Annotated in this window: 8 protein-coding genes and 1 tRNA gene; 7 read left to right on the top strand and 2 right to left on the bottom strand. The window is 60.8% G+C overall.

Annotated features, from left to right (window positions below; genetic code table 11):
* The first annotated feature begins 57 nt into the window (after positions 1-57).
* The 4 genes from mmsA (at position 58) to araD (ending at position 5718) form a co-directional block, all read left to right on the top strand.
* Complete coding sequence (mmsA, locus tag J5274_RS12740) at positions 58-1593, top strand: multiple monosaccharide ABC transporter ATP-binding protein (RefSeq protein ID WP_142822693.1); 1536 nt, start codon at positions 58-60, stop codon at positions 1591-1593.
* The gene (gene mmsB, locus J5274_RS12745) at positions 1593-2804 is read left to right on the top strand and encodes a multiple monosaccharide ABC transporter permease (protein WP_219274619.1); all 1212 of its coding nucleotides are present in this window, start codon (positions 1593-1595) and stop codon (positions 2802-2804) included. The genes mmsA and mmsB overlap by 1 nt, the downstream gene beginning before the upstream one ends.
* Positions 2805-2922: 118 nt before the next feature.
* Positions 2923-3921: an AraD1 family protein gene (araD1, locus tag J5274_RS12750; RefSeq protein WP_142822695.1), complete on the top strand. Its 999-nt coding sequence runs from the start codon at positions 2923-2925 to the stop codon at positions 3919-3921.
* Between the two features lie 57 nt (positions 3922-3978).
* Entirely contained in the window at positions 3979-5718 is a 1740-nt protein-coding gene (gene araD, locus J5274_RS12755; protein ID WP_142822696.1) for an L-arabinonate dehydratase, read from the top strand.
* A gap of 113 nt (positions 5719-5831) precedes the next feature.
* Here araD and J5274_RS12760 read toward each other — a convergent pair whose 3' ends face one another.
* A complete protein-coding gene (locus J5274_RS12760; protein WP_142822697.1) occupies positions 5832-7259 on the bottom strand; it encodes a DUF6880 family protein in 1428 nt (475 codons plus the stop codon).
* Positions 7260-7533: 274 nt separating this feature from the next.
* On the opposite strand from J5274_RS12760, the gene J5274_RS12765 reads away from it, so the two are divergent.
* From J5274_RS12765 to J5274_RS12775, 3 genes are all read left to right on the top strand, one after another.
* A tRNA-Gln gene (locus tag J5274_RS12765) sits at positions 7534-7607 on the top strand.
* A 194-nt stretch (positions 7608-7801) separates the two neighbouring features.
* Positions 7802-9388, top strand: a complete 1587-nt coding sequence (locus J5274_RS12770) for a hypothetical protein (RefSeq protein WP_219274620.1) — start codon at positions 7802-7804, stop codon at positions 9386-9388.
* 223 nt (positions 9389-9611) lie between these two features.
* Positions 9612-14267: a hypothetical protein gene (locus tag J5274_RS12775; RefSeq protein WP_219274621.1), complete on the top strand. Its 4656-nt coding sequence runs from the start codon at positions 9612-9614 to the stop codon at positions 14265-14267.
* Between the two features lie 55 nt (positions 14268-14322).
* On the opposite strand, the gene J5274_RS12780 is transcribed toward J5274_RS12775, so the two are convergent.
* Positions 14323-14934 (bottom strand): PilZ domain-containing protein, encoded by a 612-nt coding sequence (locus J5274_RS12780; RefSeq protein WP_142822700.1) that lies wholly within the window; start codon positions 14932-14934, stop codon positions 14323-14325.
* Positions 14935-15010 lie beyond the last annotated feature (76 nt).

Here is a 15010-nt window from a genome sequence, read left to right on the forward strand (position 1 = left end):
GGACTTCGCATTTATGATCGTCGCGTCAGTCACGACTCCCGGCGTTGGATTTTGATTATGGACAATATTATCCTAGAGATGCGGGACATCACCAAGACGTTCCCGGGCGTCAAGGCGCTTGAGAATGTGAACCTCAAGGTTCGGCAAGGTGAGATCCACGCACTGGTGGGCGAAAACGGGGCCGGCAAGTCGACCCTCATGAAAGTTCTATCCGGCGTCTATCCGGCCGGCACATACGATGGCGATATCGTATACGAAGGCGATGTACGTAACTTCAAGGTCATCAAGGACAGTGAAGCCATCGGCATCATCATCATTCACCAGGAGCTGGCACTGGTGCCGCTTCTGTCGATCGCCGAAAACATTTTCCTCGGCAACGAGGTTGCGACCAACGGTGTCATTCGCTGGCAGGAAGCTTTTTCACGCACCCGCAAGCTGCTCGACAAGGTTGGATTGAAAGAGTCGCCGGAAACCCTCGTGACCAACATCGGCGTGGGCAAGCAGCAACTGGTCGAAATCGCCAAGGCGCTGTCGAAGAGCGTGAAGCTGCTGATCCTCGACGAGCCGACGGCCTCGCTCAACGAAAAAGATTCCGACGCCCTGCTCAATCTCCTGATCGAGTTCCGCAACCAGGGCATCACCTCGATCATCATCACGCACAAGCTCAACGAAGTGCGCAAGGTGGCCGACCAGATCACCGTCCTGCGCGACGGGATGACCGTGAAGACGCTGAACTGTCACGAGGAAGAGATCAGCGAAGACATCATCATCAAGAACATGGTGGGCCGCGAACTGGCTGACCGCTATCCGCCGCGCTCCGTGCCGATCGGCGAGACGGTTCTGGAAGTCAAGAACTGGAACGCCTTCCACCAGCACCACCGCGACCGCCAGGTTCTCCACGACATAAATGTCAACGTCCGCAGGGGCGAAGTGGTCGGTATTGCCGGCCTGATGGGGGCAGGGCGCACCGAGTTCGCCATGAGCGTCTTTGGCAAATCCTACGGCCACAAGATTACCGGCGAAGTGCTGATGGACGGCAAGCCCGTCGATGTCAGCACCGTGCGCAAGGCGATCGACGCCGGTCTCGCCTACGTGACGGAAGACCGCAAGCATCTGGGCCTGGTGCTGAACGACAGCATCATGCACAACACCTCGCTGGCCAACCTTGCCGGCATCTCCAAGGCGACCGTCATCGACAGCCACAAGGAATCGGACGTCGCCACCGACTTCCGCTCCAAGCTGCGCATCCGCAGCTCCGGCATCTTCCAGGAGGCCGTCAATCTTTCGGGCGGCAACCAGCAGAAGGTCGTCCTTTCCAAGTGGCTGTTCTCGGATCCTGAAGTCCTGATCCTCGACGAGCCGACGCGTGGTATCGACGTCGGCGCTAAATACGAAATCTACAGCATCATCAACCAGCTGGCTGCCGACGGGAAGGGCGTTCTGATGATATCATCGGAAATGCCCGAACTGCTTGGGACTTGCGACCGCATCTACGTCATGAACGAAGGACGCATCGTCGCTGAATTGTCCAAGGAAGAGGCAAGCCAGGAAACCATCATGCGCGCTATCATGCGCTCTGGGGAGAAGAAATAATGACTCCTGTTAACCCCCCCGCCGCTGAGGAAAGCCACGTGATTTCCGCCGTCGATTACATCCGCGGCAATATTCGTGAATATGGCATGCTGATCGTTCTCGTGGCGATCATGGTGTTCTTCCAGTTCTACACAGGCGGTATCCTGTTCAAGCCGGTCAACCTGACGAACCTCGTGCTGCAGAACTCGTTCATCGTCATCATGGCGCTGGGCATGCTTCTCGTCATCGTTGCCGGTCATATCGACCTTTCCGTCGGCTCGATCGTCGGCTTCGTCGGCGCCATCGCCGGTATCCTGACCGTGCAATACCAGATGAACTTCATCCTTGCGGCCCTGCTTTGCCTGGTCGTCGGCGGTGTCATCGGGGCGGCCCAGGGCTACTTCATCGCCTATCACAAGATACCGTCGTTCATCGTCACGCTGGCCGGTATGCTTGTCTTCCGCGGCCTGACGTTGTTCGTCCTCGGCGGCAAGAACATCGGGCCTTTCCCGAAGGACTTCCAGCTGATCAGCACCGGCTTCATCCCCGATTTCATCGACATCAGCGGGCTCGTCTACGGTCTTCACTCGACCTCGATCATCCTGTCGATCGTCATGCCGCTGCTCCTCTTCATCATGGCGTGGCGTCGCCGGAAGACCAACGAGAACCACGGCATCGACGTCGAGCCGATGAGCTTCTTCCTCATCCAGAACCTGATCATCTGCGGCGCCCTGCTGTTCCTCGGCTACCAGCTGTCGTCCGACAAGGGCCTGCCGAACGTCCTGATCATCATGGTCATCCTGATTGCAGCCTACGCCTTCATCACCCGCCAGACGACCATCGGTCGTCGCGTCTATGCCATGGGCGGAAACGAGAAGGCGACGAAGCTTTCGGGCATCAACACCGAGCGCCTGAGCTTCTTCACATTTGTCAACATGGGTGCGCTTGCAGGTCTCGCCGGCATGATCGTCGCCACCCGCCTGAATTCGGCAACGCCGAAGGCCGGCGTCGGCAACGAGCTTGACGTCATCGCGGCCTGCTTCATCGGCGGTGCCTCGGCGTCCGGCGGCGTCGGCAAGATCACCGGTGCTGTCATCGGCGCGTTCATCATGGGCGTCATGAACAACGGCATGTCGATCGTCGGTCTCGGCATCGACTTCCAGCAGATGGTCAAGGGACTGGTGCTTCTCGCTGCCGTCTTCTTCGACGTCTACAACAAGAACAAGGGCTGATCGCCTCTGGCGATCGGTTCCCATTTGCAGTCAGGCGAGCGATTTTCGCGGGCTCTTTCCTTAAGGGCGTGCCACGCGGGCTAGTCGCTTCCGCCTTCCAGATAGAAGGACAAGGTCCGTGCTCATTTCCCAGATCAAAGGTGCAGACGGCGCGATAACAGTCGCCGTCCGCAACGAACCGGGCGAAACCGCCAAGGCCGTCAAGGGTGCCGCCAGCGTCTATGCGCTCGCGATCGAGGCTGCGGATGGTGGAAAATCACTCTCCGAAGTCATCGCCGCCCATGGGCTGGGTGAGACTGTCGACCTCGACAAAGCCTATGCCGAAGGCAGGTTCCTGCCGCCAATCACGCATCCGGACGCTGCCCACCTGCACCTGACAGGCACGGGCCTTACCCATCTGGGTTCGGCTGCCACCCGCGATTCCATGCACAAGAAGACATCCGAAGAGGCTGAGGAAACCCTCACCGATTCCATGAAGATGTTCCGCATGGGCCTTGAGAACGGCAAGCCGAAGAACGGCGAAAAGGGTGTCCAGCCCGAGTGGTTCTACAAGGGCAACGGCAACGAGGCCGCAGCCCCCGGCGCACCCTTGGTCTCGCCCTCTTTCGCGCTCGACGGCGGTGAAGAGCCTGAAATGGCCGGCATCTATGTCATCGGCAAAGACGGCACGCCGTTCCGCATCGGCTTTGCGCTGTCGAACGAATTCTCCGATCACGTGACGGAGCGGATCAACTACCTCTACCTCGCGCATTCCAAGCTGCGGCCCGCCAGTTTCGGCCCGGAAATCCGCATCGGCGCTGCGCCCGACGATATCAGGGGCACGTCGAAAATCACCCGCGATGGCAAGGTCATTTTCGAAAAGCCTTTCCTGTCGGGCGAAGCGAACATGTCGCACACCTTCGCCAATCTCGAATATCATCACTTCAAGTACGGCCTGTTCCGCGCCCCCGGCGACGTTCACGTCCACATGTTCGGCACGGCGACGCTGTCGTTTGCGGACGGTATCAAGCCACAGGCCGGCGATGTTTTCGAGATCGAGGTTGCGGATTTCGGCCTGCCACTGCGCAATCCGCTCGCCGTAGCCGCGGAAACAGACGTGACGGTTCGCCAGCTCTAGAGACTTATGCTCCGGCCCGAGAGGGATGATCCGGAACGCCCCCAAGGACGATGTGACATGCACAAGAAAGCAGAATGGCCGCGCCGGTTGAGATCGCAGGAGTGGTACGGCGGCACCAGCCGTGACGTGATCTACCACCGTGGCTGGATGAAGAACCAGGGCTATCCGCACGACCTGTTTGACGGACGGCCGGTCATCGGCATCCTCAACACCTGGTCGGACATGACCCCGTGCAACGGCCACCTTCGCGAGCTCGCGGAGAAGGTGAAGGCCGGTGTCTGGGAGGCCGGCGGCTTCCCGATGGAAGTGCCGGTATTCTCGGCTTCCGAAAACACCTTCCGCCCGACCGCGATGATGTACCGCAACCTCGCTGCACTGGCGATCGAGGAAACCATCCGTGGCCAGCCGATGGACGGCTGCGTGCTGCTCGTCGGCTGCGACAAGACAACGCCGTCGCTGATCATGGCAGCCGCTTCCGTCGACCTGCCGTCGATCGTCGTCACCGGCGGCCCGATGCTGAACGGCTATTTCCGTGGCGAGCGCGTCGGCTCGGGCACCCATCTCTGGAAGTTCTCCGAGATGGTGAAGGCCGGCGAGATGACGCAGGAGGAGTTCCTCGAGGCAGAAGCGTCGATGAGCCGTTCTTCCGGAACCTGCAACACCATGGGCACCGCCTCGACCATGGCGTCGATGGCCGAAGCCCTCGGCATGGCGCTGTCGGGCAACGCCGCGATCCCCGGCGTAGACAGCCGCCGCAAGGTGATGGCGCAGCTGACAGGCCGCCGCATCGTCGAGATGGTCAAGGACGACCTGAAGCCTTCCGACATCATGACCAAGGAAGCCTTCGAGAACGCCATCCGCACCAATGCGGCCATCGGCGGCTCCACCAATGCCGTCATCCACCTGCTTGCCATGGCCGGTCGTGTTGGTATCGATCTTTCGCTGGACGACTGGGACCGTTGCGGCCGCGACGTACCGACCATCGTCAACCTGATGCCGTCGGGCAAGTACCTCATGGAGGAGTTCTTCTACGCCGGCGGTCTGCCTGTCGTTCTGAAGCGCCTCGGCGAAGCGGGCCTGCTGCACAAGGACGCGCTGACCGTCTCGGGCGAGACGATCTGGAACGAGGTCAAGGACGTTGTCAACTGGAACGAGGACGTCATCCTGCCGGCCGACAAGGCGCTGACCCAGTCTGGCGGTATCGTCGTCGTGCGCGGCAACCTGGCTCCCAAGGGCGCGGTATTGAAGCCATCCGCTGCTTCGCCGCATCTGCTCGTCCACCGCGGTCGGGCTGTCGTGTTCGAGGATATCGACGACTACAAGGCGAAGATCAACGACGACACGCTCGATATCGACGAGACCTGCGTCATGGTCATGAAGAACTGCGGCCCGAAGGGATATCCCGGCATGGCCGAGGTCGGCAACATGGGCCTGCCGCCGAAGGTGCTGAAAAAGGGCATCACCGACATGGTCCGCATCTCGGACGCTCGCATGTCCGGCACTGCCTACGGTACCGTCGTGCTTCACACATCGCCGGAAGCCGCTGTCGGCGGCCCGCTGGCTGTCGTGAAGAATGGCGATATGATCGAGTTGGACGTGCCCAACCGGCGCCTGCATCTCGACATTTCCGAGGCGGAACTGGCAGAGCGGCTGGCCGCATGGCAGCCGAACCACGACTTGCCAACGTCCGGCTACGCCTTCCTGCACCAGCAGCATGTCGAAGGTGCCGATACCGGCGCCGATCTCGACTTCCTCAAGGGCTGTCGCGGCAATGCGGTCGGCAAAGACAGCCACTAAAAGCCATCCAGATATGATATCGACGAAAGGCGGGGCCATAACCCCGCCTTTTCCTTATCTGCAATTGGCCAAGACTTTGCCGGCGGGCGAGGCGGCTTCCGGCTAACTACGCTTTACCCGACAGCGCTCCAGAAACCATGCTTCTTGCCATGCCTTCGCTTCAGCGCCGCGACATAGACAGCATGATCCGGGAACGCCCCAAAATCGGCGATATGGCTTGCGAGCATTGCGCAGGTGGCAAGGTGCCGGGCGGCGTGGCGATAGCGGCTGGAGCGGCCGCCCTCCAGCGAGAAGTCGATCATCGCCCGCAACAGGATGGTGGCCGCCAGCGGTTGTTTTTCCTGCAGCCAGTCGGCAGCTTTGGCCAGGATCTCGTAGAGGTCGCCGTCGATCTCCCCAGCGCGGGCAAGCACGAGCTTTGCCGCTTCCGCCGGCGCCGGCCATCCCTCGTAAAACATCAGCGCCGTATGGACATCCTCGAAGTCGGCCACATAGGCGAAGGCCTTTTCCTCGGCCTCGATATCGTCGAAATCCGGCAGGCGCTTGATGAACGCCTTCAGGTGTTCGACGCTCAGGTTCCGCTCGAAACACTGCCAGCGAAAAGCTTGCGCCTCCGCCTTGCGGTCGAGCGCCTCCAGCGTCTCGATGCGCAAATGCTGCCACTCGATATCCAGCGCGGGGCGTCCCGTCGGCGGCGCCTTGTCGAGCGCCTCTAGCGCTTCCGCCGCCCGCCCGGCCGCAAGCAGCCGCGCGGCAATATCGGCGGCAATGGCAGGCACGGTCTGCGACTTTTCACTGTGCTGACGGACAAAGGCATCGACGTCCCCCTCGGCATCGGCGATCTGCTGCAGCGCGATGCGGACGGCGGAGTCCCGATGGCGGGCCTCGATCTCGTCGGCATAAATCGGCCCGCTCATGCCCCAGCCGATGGCGACGCGGTCTTTGGGCACCTCGAGCTGCTCCTGCTGCCATCCGTCCAGAAGCTTCTTGAGTTGCGCCAGCCCGGTCTGCCCCAACGCCGGTGCAAGCGCCGGGATCAGCGGATCGCATTCGCCATACTCGTTGCGCCTGATCGCGCCAAATACCTGTTCCGGCAGCCTCTTGTGGTGGGAAGCGCTTGGGGCGATGGTGCCGAGATCGACGCAAGCAGCATGAAAACTGCCGATGATCACCCCATTGCTGTCGTCGCATCGCGCAAAGATTGAACCGGCTAGCTCGAGAAAGCGCCACAAAAGGTCCATCGCCTCGTCAGGATCGCCATCGGCGATGGTGCCTGAAATCATCGTACGCTGCGTTTCGAGGTCGCTCTTAAGGGCCTTGATCTTGCGCCAGTCGATGTAGGTTTTCGCCCGGTCGATGGACGACAGCCGCTTGCGCACCTCGCGCGCCACCTCGGCCGTGCTCTGCGCACCCGCCAGCTCCAGGCGAAGCCGCCGCTTGTGCGCCGCGTTGCCCATGCTGATCTCGATCAGCAATTCGGACAGCCGCCCGGCGCCGAGCGCCTCGAGGTTCTTCGCATTCAACGTCGTCTTGGCGGCCATGAAACATCTGCTTCTTTGGTTTCGATCCGGGTGTGCGGAGCCGGCAGATTAACGGCGCCAAGGGCAGGGGGCAATCGCGTTCGCCACCCAGATGCAGCCCAAGCGCATCCCGTCAGAGCGGTTTTTGCAAGAAGAAACAACAGCCTCGCCACGCCAGCCGATAAAAATGCGCACTAAGCCAAAACACCCGCCGGCAGGGGGTTGCATCGCCAAGAGAATCCTTTATATGACGACGCACCGGCGAAGACCTGAGGCATGCCACAGGGATCTCTATTGGGGAATAGTTCAACGGTAGAACGACGGACTCTGACTCCGTTAATCTTGGTTCGAATCCAGGTTCCCCAGCCAATTTTGTAAAATTCACGTTGCTTTTAAGATTTGTATCAGAACAGATTTTGCCTATCGGGCGATCGTGAATTGCATCTGCATAAAAATGTTTTGCTATAGCGTTTCCATGCAACTTCTATCCGAGAATTTTAGCTACTAAAACAAGCGTTTTTCTTTGGCAAATTTCCGGAAGCTATTGCCTTCTAAGTGTGCCAATGGCGCATGCAAGCATCGGTTGGGAGCGCAATTTGAATAGAGATATTGGGAGTCTGGGGGAGGGATTCTTCGACCAACTTATTGTGCACACCCCGGGGCTGGTCTGCAATAAGGTTCAGGCCGATAAGCGTGGCTGGGACTTTCTCGTTGAGTTTCCTTCGAAATCCTTAAATTCGCTACCCTTGGATATGCAACCTCCGCCTCTGTCTGCCTTTGTGCAAGTAAAGAGTACCGAAAATCGAAATCTGTCGCCCCGCATAAGGCTCTCCAACGCCCGTCGCTTTTTGCTGAGGCCGGACCCATGTTTTTTCGTACTTTTTGTCTACGAAAAAGGTAAACGGGAGCCTTTCAAAGCGTACTTAAAACATTTCTGGTCTGAGCTGATTGAGCAGACTGTGCGTGCGCTACGCACAGCGGAGAAAGACGGTCGCACCAAATTGAACTTGACCATGATGCCGGTGAATTTCGACGAGTCCCATCAGATTTCTTTCGATAATATAAGCGATCAGATGCTAAGAGCGATAAACGACATCAAAGGGCACTATGCTTCCGAAAAAGGAAGGTTGACTTATTTCTCTGGCGCGGAAGGTGGTTTGGGGTCGTGCAGCCTAGCCTTCGACGAAAGCGTATCCGATGATGATCTTATCGATCTCGCTTTGGGACTAAGAGCCAGTGTTCCGATTGACCGTTTCGCACCTAATTCGAAGCGATTTGGAATAACACTGCCGTTGCCGGGGGTGAGGGATGGACCAGGAGAGATTTCTCTGGAGGTGAAGCCTTCGTGCTCTGCGACACTTATTTTGTCAGGGCAGAGTTTTGATGACATCATCATGCCCGTCGATTTTTATGCACCAACCGCGTTTCCTTGGATTAGACATGAACTAATTCGTTACCGAATAAAGAATTCTTTTTTAGATTTTATCTTTCATCCTGCGAGCATGACCGCAAGTAAAATCGAGATTGATCTACCCTCCGGGGCTTCGTTATCGATCCATGACTTCGAACGCTTTTTAAGTCTGTTCGTGACATTGCGCGGGAAATCAGTAACTTCACAGATATGGTTCGAAGATAGTATGAAGATGTGGGGGACGATGGAGGTTCCATCGATCAGACCGAGCGAAGATATTACCGGCTGGACAGCGCATCTTCATTTTCTTCGGCACTTTATCGAAAAGGCTTCTCATTTCGTCGAGGGCGTCAATTTATCCCAGACTCAAATGATTGACGCGTCCGAGGAAGTTTTCGAATTTATGTTTCTTTTGAACAGCCCCACGATGAATGCAAACGGTCAGATTGAAAAATTACCTACCCTAAGCGCACAATATCGAATATTTCATCCGCTTATGGTTCAGGTGGGTCTGTTCTGTTTTTGCTGTTTGGTATCGCGACTGAGTACCGCGATTTGCGAAGAAGATGAGCGCATCAACATTTCTATGAGCGAACCGAGTCATCTAGCGAGTTATATTCTGAAAGCGAATGAGGGCATAACTGCCCAGTTGCTGGCTGACATTGAGCAACGCGCGAAATCTTTTGACGGGGAAGTCGCAAATATTATCCTCGCTGCTCCCCCCTTAGTTCGCGCCTAAGCAGCTCCGTATTTAATACACCATACACCCCATCCCCGACAGCCCCGTGCAAGCTCATCCTCCCATAACCGCCTCAGGTCGGGGAACGTGGCGAGTCTTTGTGCGCGTCCTGTAAGCGGCCGAGCTGTGAGGGCGTTCGGGGTCCCCTGTGATTTCGGGCGTGCATTGTTCGCGGGGGCGCGGGCAGGGCTTCGCGGCTGTCAAGATATCAAAGGGGTTCCACATGATTTCGCCGATTTCCTCGCTGAGCGCCACGCAGATCAGGGCGCTTGCGACCACGACTATCGCGGCCTGGACGACCAACGACATTTCGGCGTTGTCGACGACGCAGATCAAGGCGCTCTCGGCAGCGCAGGTCGCGGCCCTGGAAACGGAAGACCTTGCTTCCTTCTCGACAGCCCAGCTCTCCGCCATCTCGGCAACCTCGATCACCAGCCTCAGCCTCGACCAGCTGGCCATACTCACCACCGACAAGATCGGCGGCCTCGCGGCGACGCAGATCGCGGCGCTGAAGACCGCACAGATCGGCGCGCTCGACGCGCAGCAGATCGAGGCGCTGACGCCCGCCCAGGTGGCATCCCTCAGTGCCGGCCAGATCGCAGCACTGTCGACGGACGATATCGCCGGCTTCTCGACGGCCGACATCGCCGCAATCAGCGCCAGTGCCATTACCGGGCTGTCGTCCGCCAATATCTCCGTGCTCAGCTCCGGCCAGACTGCGGCCCTCAAAACCAGCCAGATCGTCGTGCTGAGGACCAGCCAGGTTGCGGCGCTGACGACGGACCAGATCCCCGCGCTCTCGACCGCGCAGGTTGCCGCCCTCAGCGCGACGCAGGTCAGGGCCTTGCCGACCGGCGATGTCGGTGTCCTCTCCAGCGCGCAGATCGGCGCTCTCGGAACGAAGGCGATCGCCGGCCTGACGTCGGCCCAGATATCGTCGCTGTCGACGGGGCAGATCGATGCCTTCACGTCGGTGCAGATTGCCAGCCTCACCTCGCTGCAGGTCTCCGCCGTCAGCGCCGCCGGCCTCGCCACCTTCTCCTCCGGCGACATGGCGGCGATCAGCACCGTGGCGCTGGCAGGCCTGTCCACCGCCAGCATCGCAGCACTCACCTCCGACCAGGCAGCAGCGCTGAAGACAAACCAGATCGCGGCGCTGAGAACGGGCCAGATTGCAGCGCTCACCTCCGACCAGATCCCGGGCCTGTCGACCTTGCAGATCGCCGCCCTGAGCGCATCGCAGGTGAGGATGCTGAACGGCGCCAGCATCGCCGCTTTGTCCACAGACCAGGTTGCGGCCATCAGCACCAAGGCCGTCTCGGGCCTCACCACGCAGCAGATCTCGTCGCTCTCGACAGGGCAGGCGCAGGCGCTCACTCCGGCACTGGTCGGCGTCATGACGGCAGCCCAGATCGGCGCGCTCAATACTGCTGATCTCGCCACCTTCTCGACGGCCGATATCGCCGCAATCAGCGTTGCCGCATTGCCGGGCCTCTCCACCGCCAATGTCGCCGCTCTCAGTTCCGACCAGCTTTCTGCCCTGAAGCCCACCCAGATCGCAGCCCTGAAGACAACTCAGATCGCAGCGCTCGACGCAACCCAGACACCGGCGCTGACGACGGCGCAGGTGACCGCGCTGACTTCCCTGCAGCTCAAGGCTTTGGCGAGCACCAGCGTCAGTGCCCTGTCCGCCGACCAGATCGGCGCGCTCAATGCCAAGGCCGTCGCCGGCATGACGACCGCCCAGATCGCGGCCCTCTCCACGGATCAGGCTGCAGCGCTGACATCCAGCCAGATCGCAAGCCTCAACTCCGGCCAGATTGCAGCACTCAGCACCGCCGATATCGCGACGTTCTCGCCCGACGAAATCGCCGCCATCAGCGCGGTCGCCCTGGCAGGGCTGTCCACTGACGGTATCGCGGCGCTCACCCCGGATCAGGCGGCGGCGCTGAAGTCGGCCCAGATCGCGGCCCTGAAGTCCGGCCAGATCGCGGCCCTTTCGTCCGACCAGATTGCTGCGCTTACGACATCGCAGGTCGGCGCGCTGGTCTCGGCGCAGGTCAAGGCCTTGTCCAGCGGCGGCCTTGCGGCCCTTTCCGGCGACCAGATCACCGCGTTGAACGGCAAGGCTATCGCAGGCTTTACCTCGCTGCAGATCTCCTCCCTGTCGACGCTGCAGATCGAGGGCTTCACATCCGCCCAGGTCGCCAGCCTCAGTTCAGCGCAACTGGCAGCGCTGAGCACGGCAGACCTCGGTGTTCTGTCTACGGACGAGGTCGCGGCCATCAGCAACGCGGCGCTCTCAGGCCTTTCGAGCGCCGGCATTGCCGCCCTCTCGCCGGAACAGACGGCAGCGCTGAAGGCAACCCAGGTTGCCGCCCTGAAGACGGCGCAGATCGCAGCCTTGAGTGCCGCCCAGATTGCCGAACTCGGCACCTCGCAGGTAGCCGTGCTGACGGCAGCGCAGACCGGCGCACTGTCCAGCACCACCATCGCCGCGCTGTCGAACGAACAGATCGGAGCCCTCAGTGCCAAGGCCGTGGCAGGTCTCACGTCGGCACAGATCGCTGCCCTGTCGGTCGATCAGGTGGAATCTCTGACCTTGGCGCAGGTCGCAGGCCTCGGCTCCGCCCAGATCGCCGCCATGAGTTCAGCGGATCTCGCGGCCTTCTCTGCCGATGAAGTGGCAGCCGTCAGCACCGCAGCGCTGTCCGGCCTCTCCAGCGATGTCCTGTCGTCCCTCAGCGCCGACCAGATAGCAGCGTTGAAGACAAGCCAGATCGCGGCCCTTAAAACTGCCCAGATCGCCGGCCTTGCATCCGGGCAGATCGGCACCCTGAGCACCACGCAGGTTGCCGCCCTCAGCGCCGCGCAGGTCACGGCTCTCTCCTCCGGCAGCGTCACGGCCCTCTCCGACGACCAGATAGCGGCGTTGAGCGTCAAGGCGGTCGCTGGCCTGACGTCGACGCAGATCACCCTGCTATCCAGCGACCAGATCCAGTCGCTGACCTCGGCACAGGTGGCAGGCCTTGGCTCCTCCCAGATTGCCGCTCTGAGCACGGCAGGTCTCCAGGCCTTCTCGACCGACGATATCGCGGCGATCGGGACGGGTGCTCTTGCAGGCCTCTCGACCACGGCCATCGCCGCCCTCAGCCCGGATCAGGCCGCAGCGCTGAAGACGACGCAGATCGCGGCGCTGAAAAGCGCACAGATCGCGGCTCTGACCACGGCACAGATTGCCAGCCTTACGACCCAGCAGATCGGGGCGCTCAGTTCATCAGCCATCTCCGGCATTTCGACAGCTGACATCGCAGCCTTTTCCGCAGACCAGATCGCCTCGCTGACGGCAACGGCGATGAAGGGCCTGACCTCCTCGCAGATCGCTGCCCTGACGACCGACCAGGTCAGCGGTCTGTCTGCATCGCAGATCGGGGCGCTGAATTCCTCGCAAATTGCAGCCCTCAGCACCGCCGACCTCGCGACCTTCTCGGCAGCCGATCTGGCCGCGATCAGCGCGGCGGGCATGTCGGGCCTCTCCAGCGACAATATCGCCAGCCTTTCGCCTGACCAGGTTGCTGGCCTGACCGCGGTCCAGGTGGCCGGGCTGACATCGTCACAGATAGCCGCCCTGACCGGGGCACAGGTTGCAGCGCTGACGACCACGCAGGTAGCCGCCCTCGGCTCGTCAGCGATACCCGGCCTGTCCACGTCAGGCATCGCATCCCTGTCGGGCGATCAGATTGCGGCGCTCACCACCAAGGCCGTCGCCAGCCTCACCACGGCGCAGGTCGGCGCCTTGTCCAGCGACCAGATCAACGCGTTGACGGCAACGCAGATTGCCAGCCTTGCCTCGAGCCAGGTTGCCGCCCTGACTGCGGGCGATGTTGCGGTCCTTACCGCCGACGATATCGCAGCGATCACGGCCTCGGCGCTTTCCGGCCTGTCATCCAGTAACATCGCCGCCCTCAGCGCCGACCAGATCGCAGCCTTGAGTGCCAGTCAGCTGGCTGCACTGCAGACAGCCCAGGTTGCGGCGCTGACTTCAGCGCAGCTTCCGGGCCTCACATCGTCGCAGATCGGCGCGCTCACCTCTCTCCAGATCGCGGCGCTCTCCAGCGACAGCATTGCAGCCCTGTCGCCCGACCAGGTGGCTGGCCTCAGTGCCAAGGCCGTCGCCGGCCTGACGGCAGCCCAGGTCGCCGCCTTGTCGACCAGCCAGGTCGAGGCGCTGACACCGACCCAGTTTGCAGGCTTCAGCGCCGCGCAGGTCGGTGGCCTCAACAGCGCAGATGTGGCTGTTCTCTCGACGGACGATATCGCAGCTATCGGAGCGGCTGCGCTGCCGGGGCTGGCGAGCGCCAACATTCCGTCGCTCACGCCGGACCAGATGGCGGCCCTGAAGACAAGCCAGATCGCCGCACTGACCTTCGCCCAGACCCGGGCCCTGAGTTCGGCACAGGCCGCAAGCCTCAGTACCGATCAGGTGGCGGCGCTGAACGCGGTACAGATCGCAGCGCTCGGAACGGCCAGCGTCGCAGCGCTCTCGACCGATCAGGTCGCGGCCCTGAATGCAAGGTCTCTGGTCGGCCTGACCACGGCGCAGATCGGCGCCATGTCGACGGCGCAGGTCGAAGCCCTGACGCCGGCCCAGGTGGGCGCACTCAATTCCCTGCAGATCGCGGCATTGAGCACGGACGGGCTGTCAGCCTTCTCGCTGGCAGACATCTCCTCGATCTCTACGGCAGCGATTGCCGGCCTCTCCACGGGTGATATCTTCGGATTGTCGAGCGCCCAGTTGCAGGCAATCACCGCATCACAGGCCGAGGCACTGGATCCAACCCAGATGGCGGCGGTCATCACAGCCTACCAGTCGTTCTGATAGGATTGGACCATGTCTCTACCCACGGCGCGAAAAGCGTCGTGGGCTTTCCGGCTCAGAGAAATTCGCGCAGCGTGTCGCGCGATTGCAGCGACAGGAATTCGATTGCAACGCCCTCGCGGAAATGGCGAACGATCCTGCCGCGCATGTTGCCGAGGCGGACGGCCATGCCGAGGGCAGGGCGCGCTTCGACATCGACGGCAGCACCGGAGAGCGACAGATCCATGAGGCGGCAGTTATAGACGGAGCCATCCTCGAGGGTCAGTTCCACCGTCGCACTCTTCGGCGTCAGGCGGTCATGGCGGCGATCCTCGGGCAGGCCGAGTTCGTGCTTGTTGGCAAGCCAGGTCAGCTGTGCTGCGAGCTTCTCGCGTTTGCGATCAGTGGCGTTGATCGACATGTTGAAGCCGCGATTGTCGACCGAGATGACAAGACCCTCAATCCGGCCTAGATGGTCGATATAGGCAATAACCCGCTCATTCGCGCGCGGCCTGCCTTCGCATGTAACGTAAAGGTCGCCCGGCGACATATCGACGACCATGCACTCGAATTCATCGTAATTGGCCAGCATCAGGCGACCTTGCATGTTGATCGGCACCCTTTGAAAGGTCCGTTGTTCCATGCGCGGCGCACTCCGCGTTGTCATTGCTGGCTGGAATGAGTGCATAAAGCGACTTCTTGATCCTGTGAGGCTCCAAGGATTGGTAGCAGAAATTTGTTAATAGATGATTGGCCGCCGTACG

Origin of the sequence: Rhizobium sp. L51/94, from assembly GCF_019355555.1 — a bacterium.
GTDB classification, from domain to species: Bacteria; Pseudomonadota; Alphaproteobacteria; order Rhizobiales; family Rhizobiaceae; genus Rhizobium; species Rhizobium rhododendri.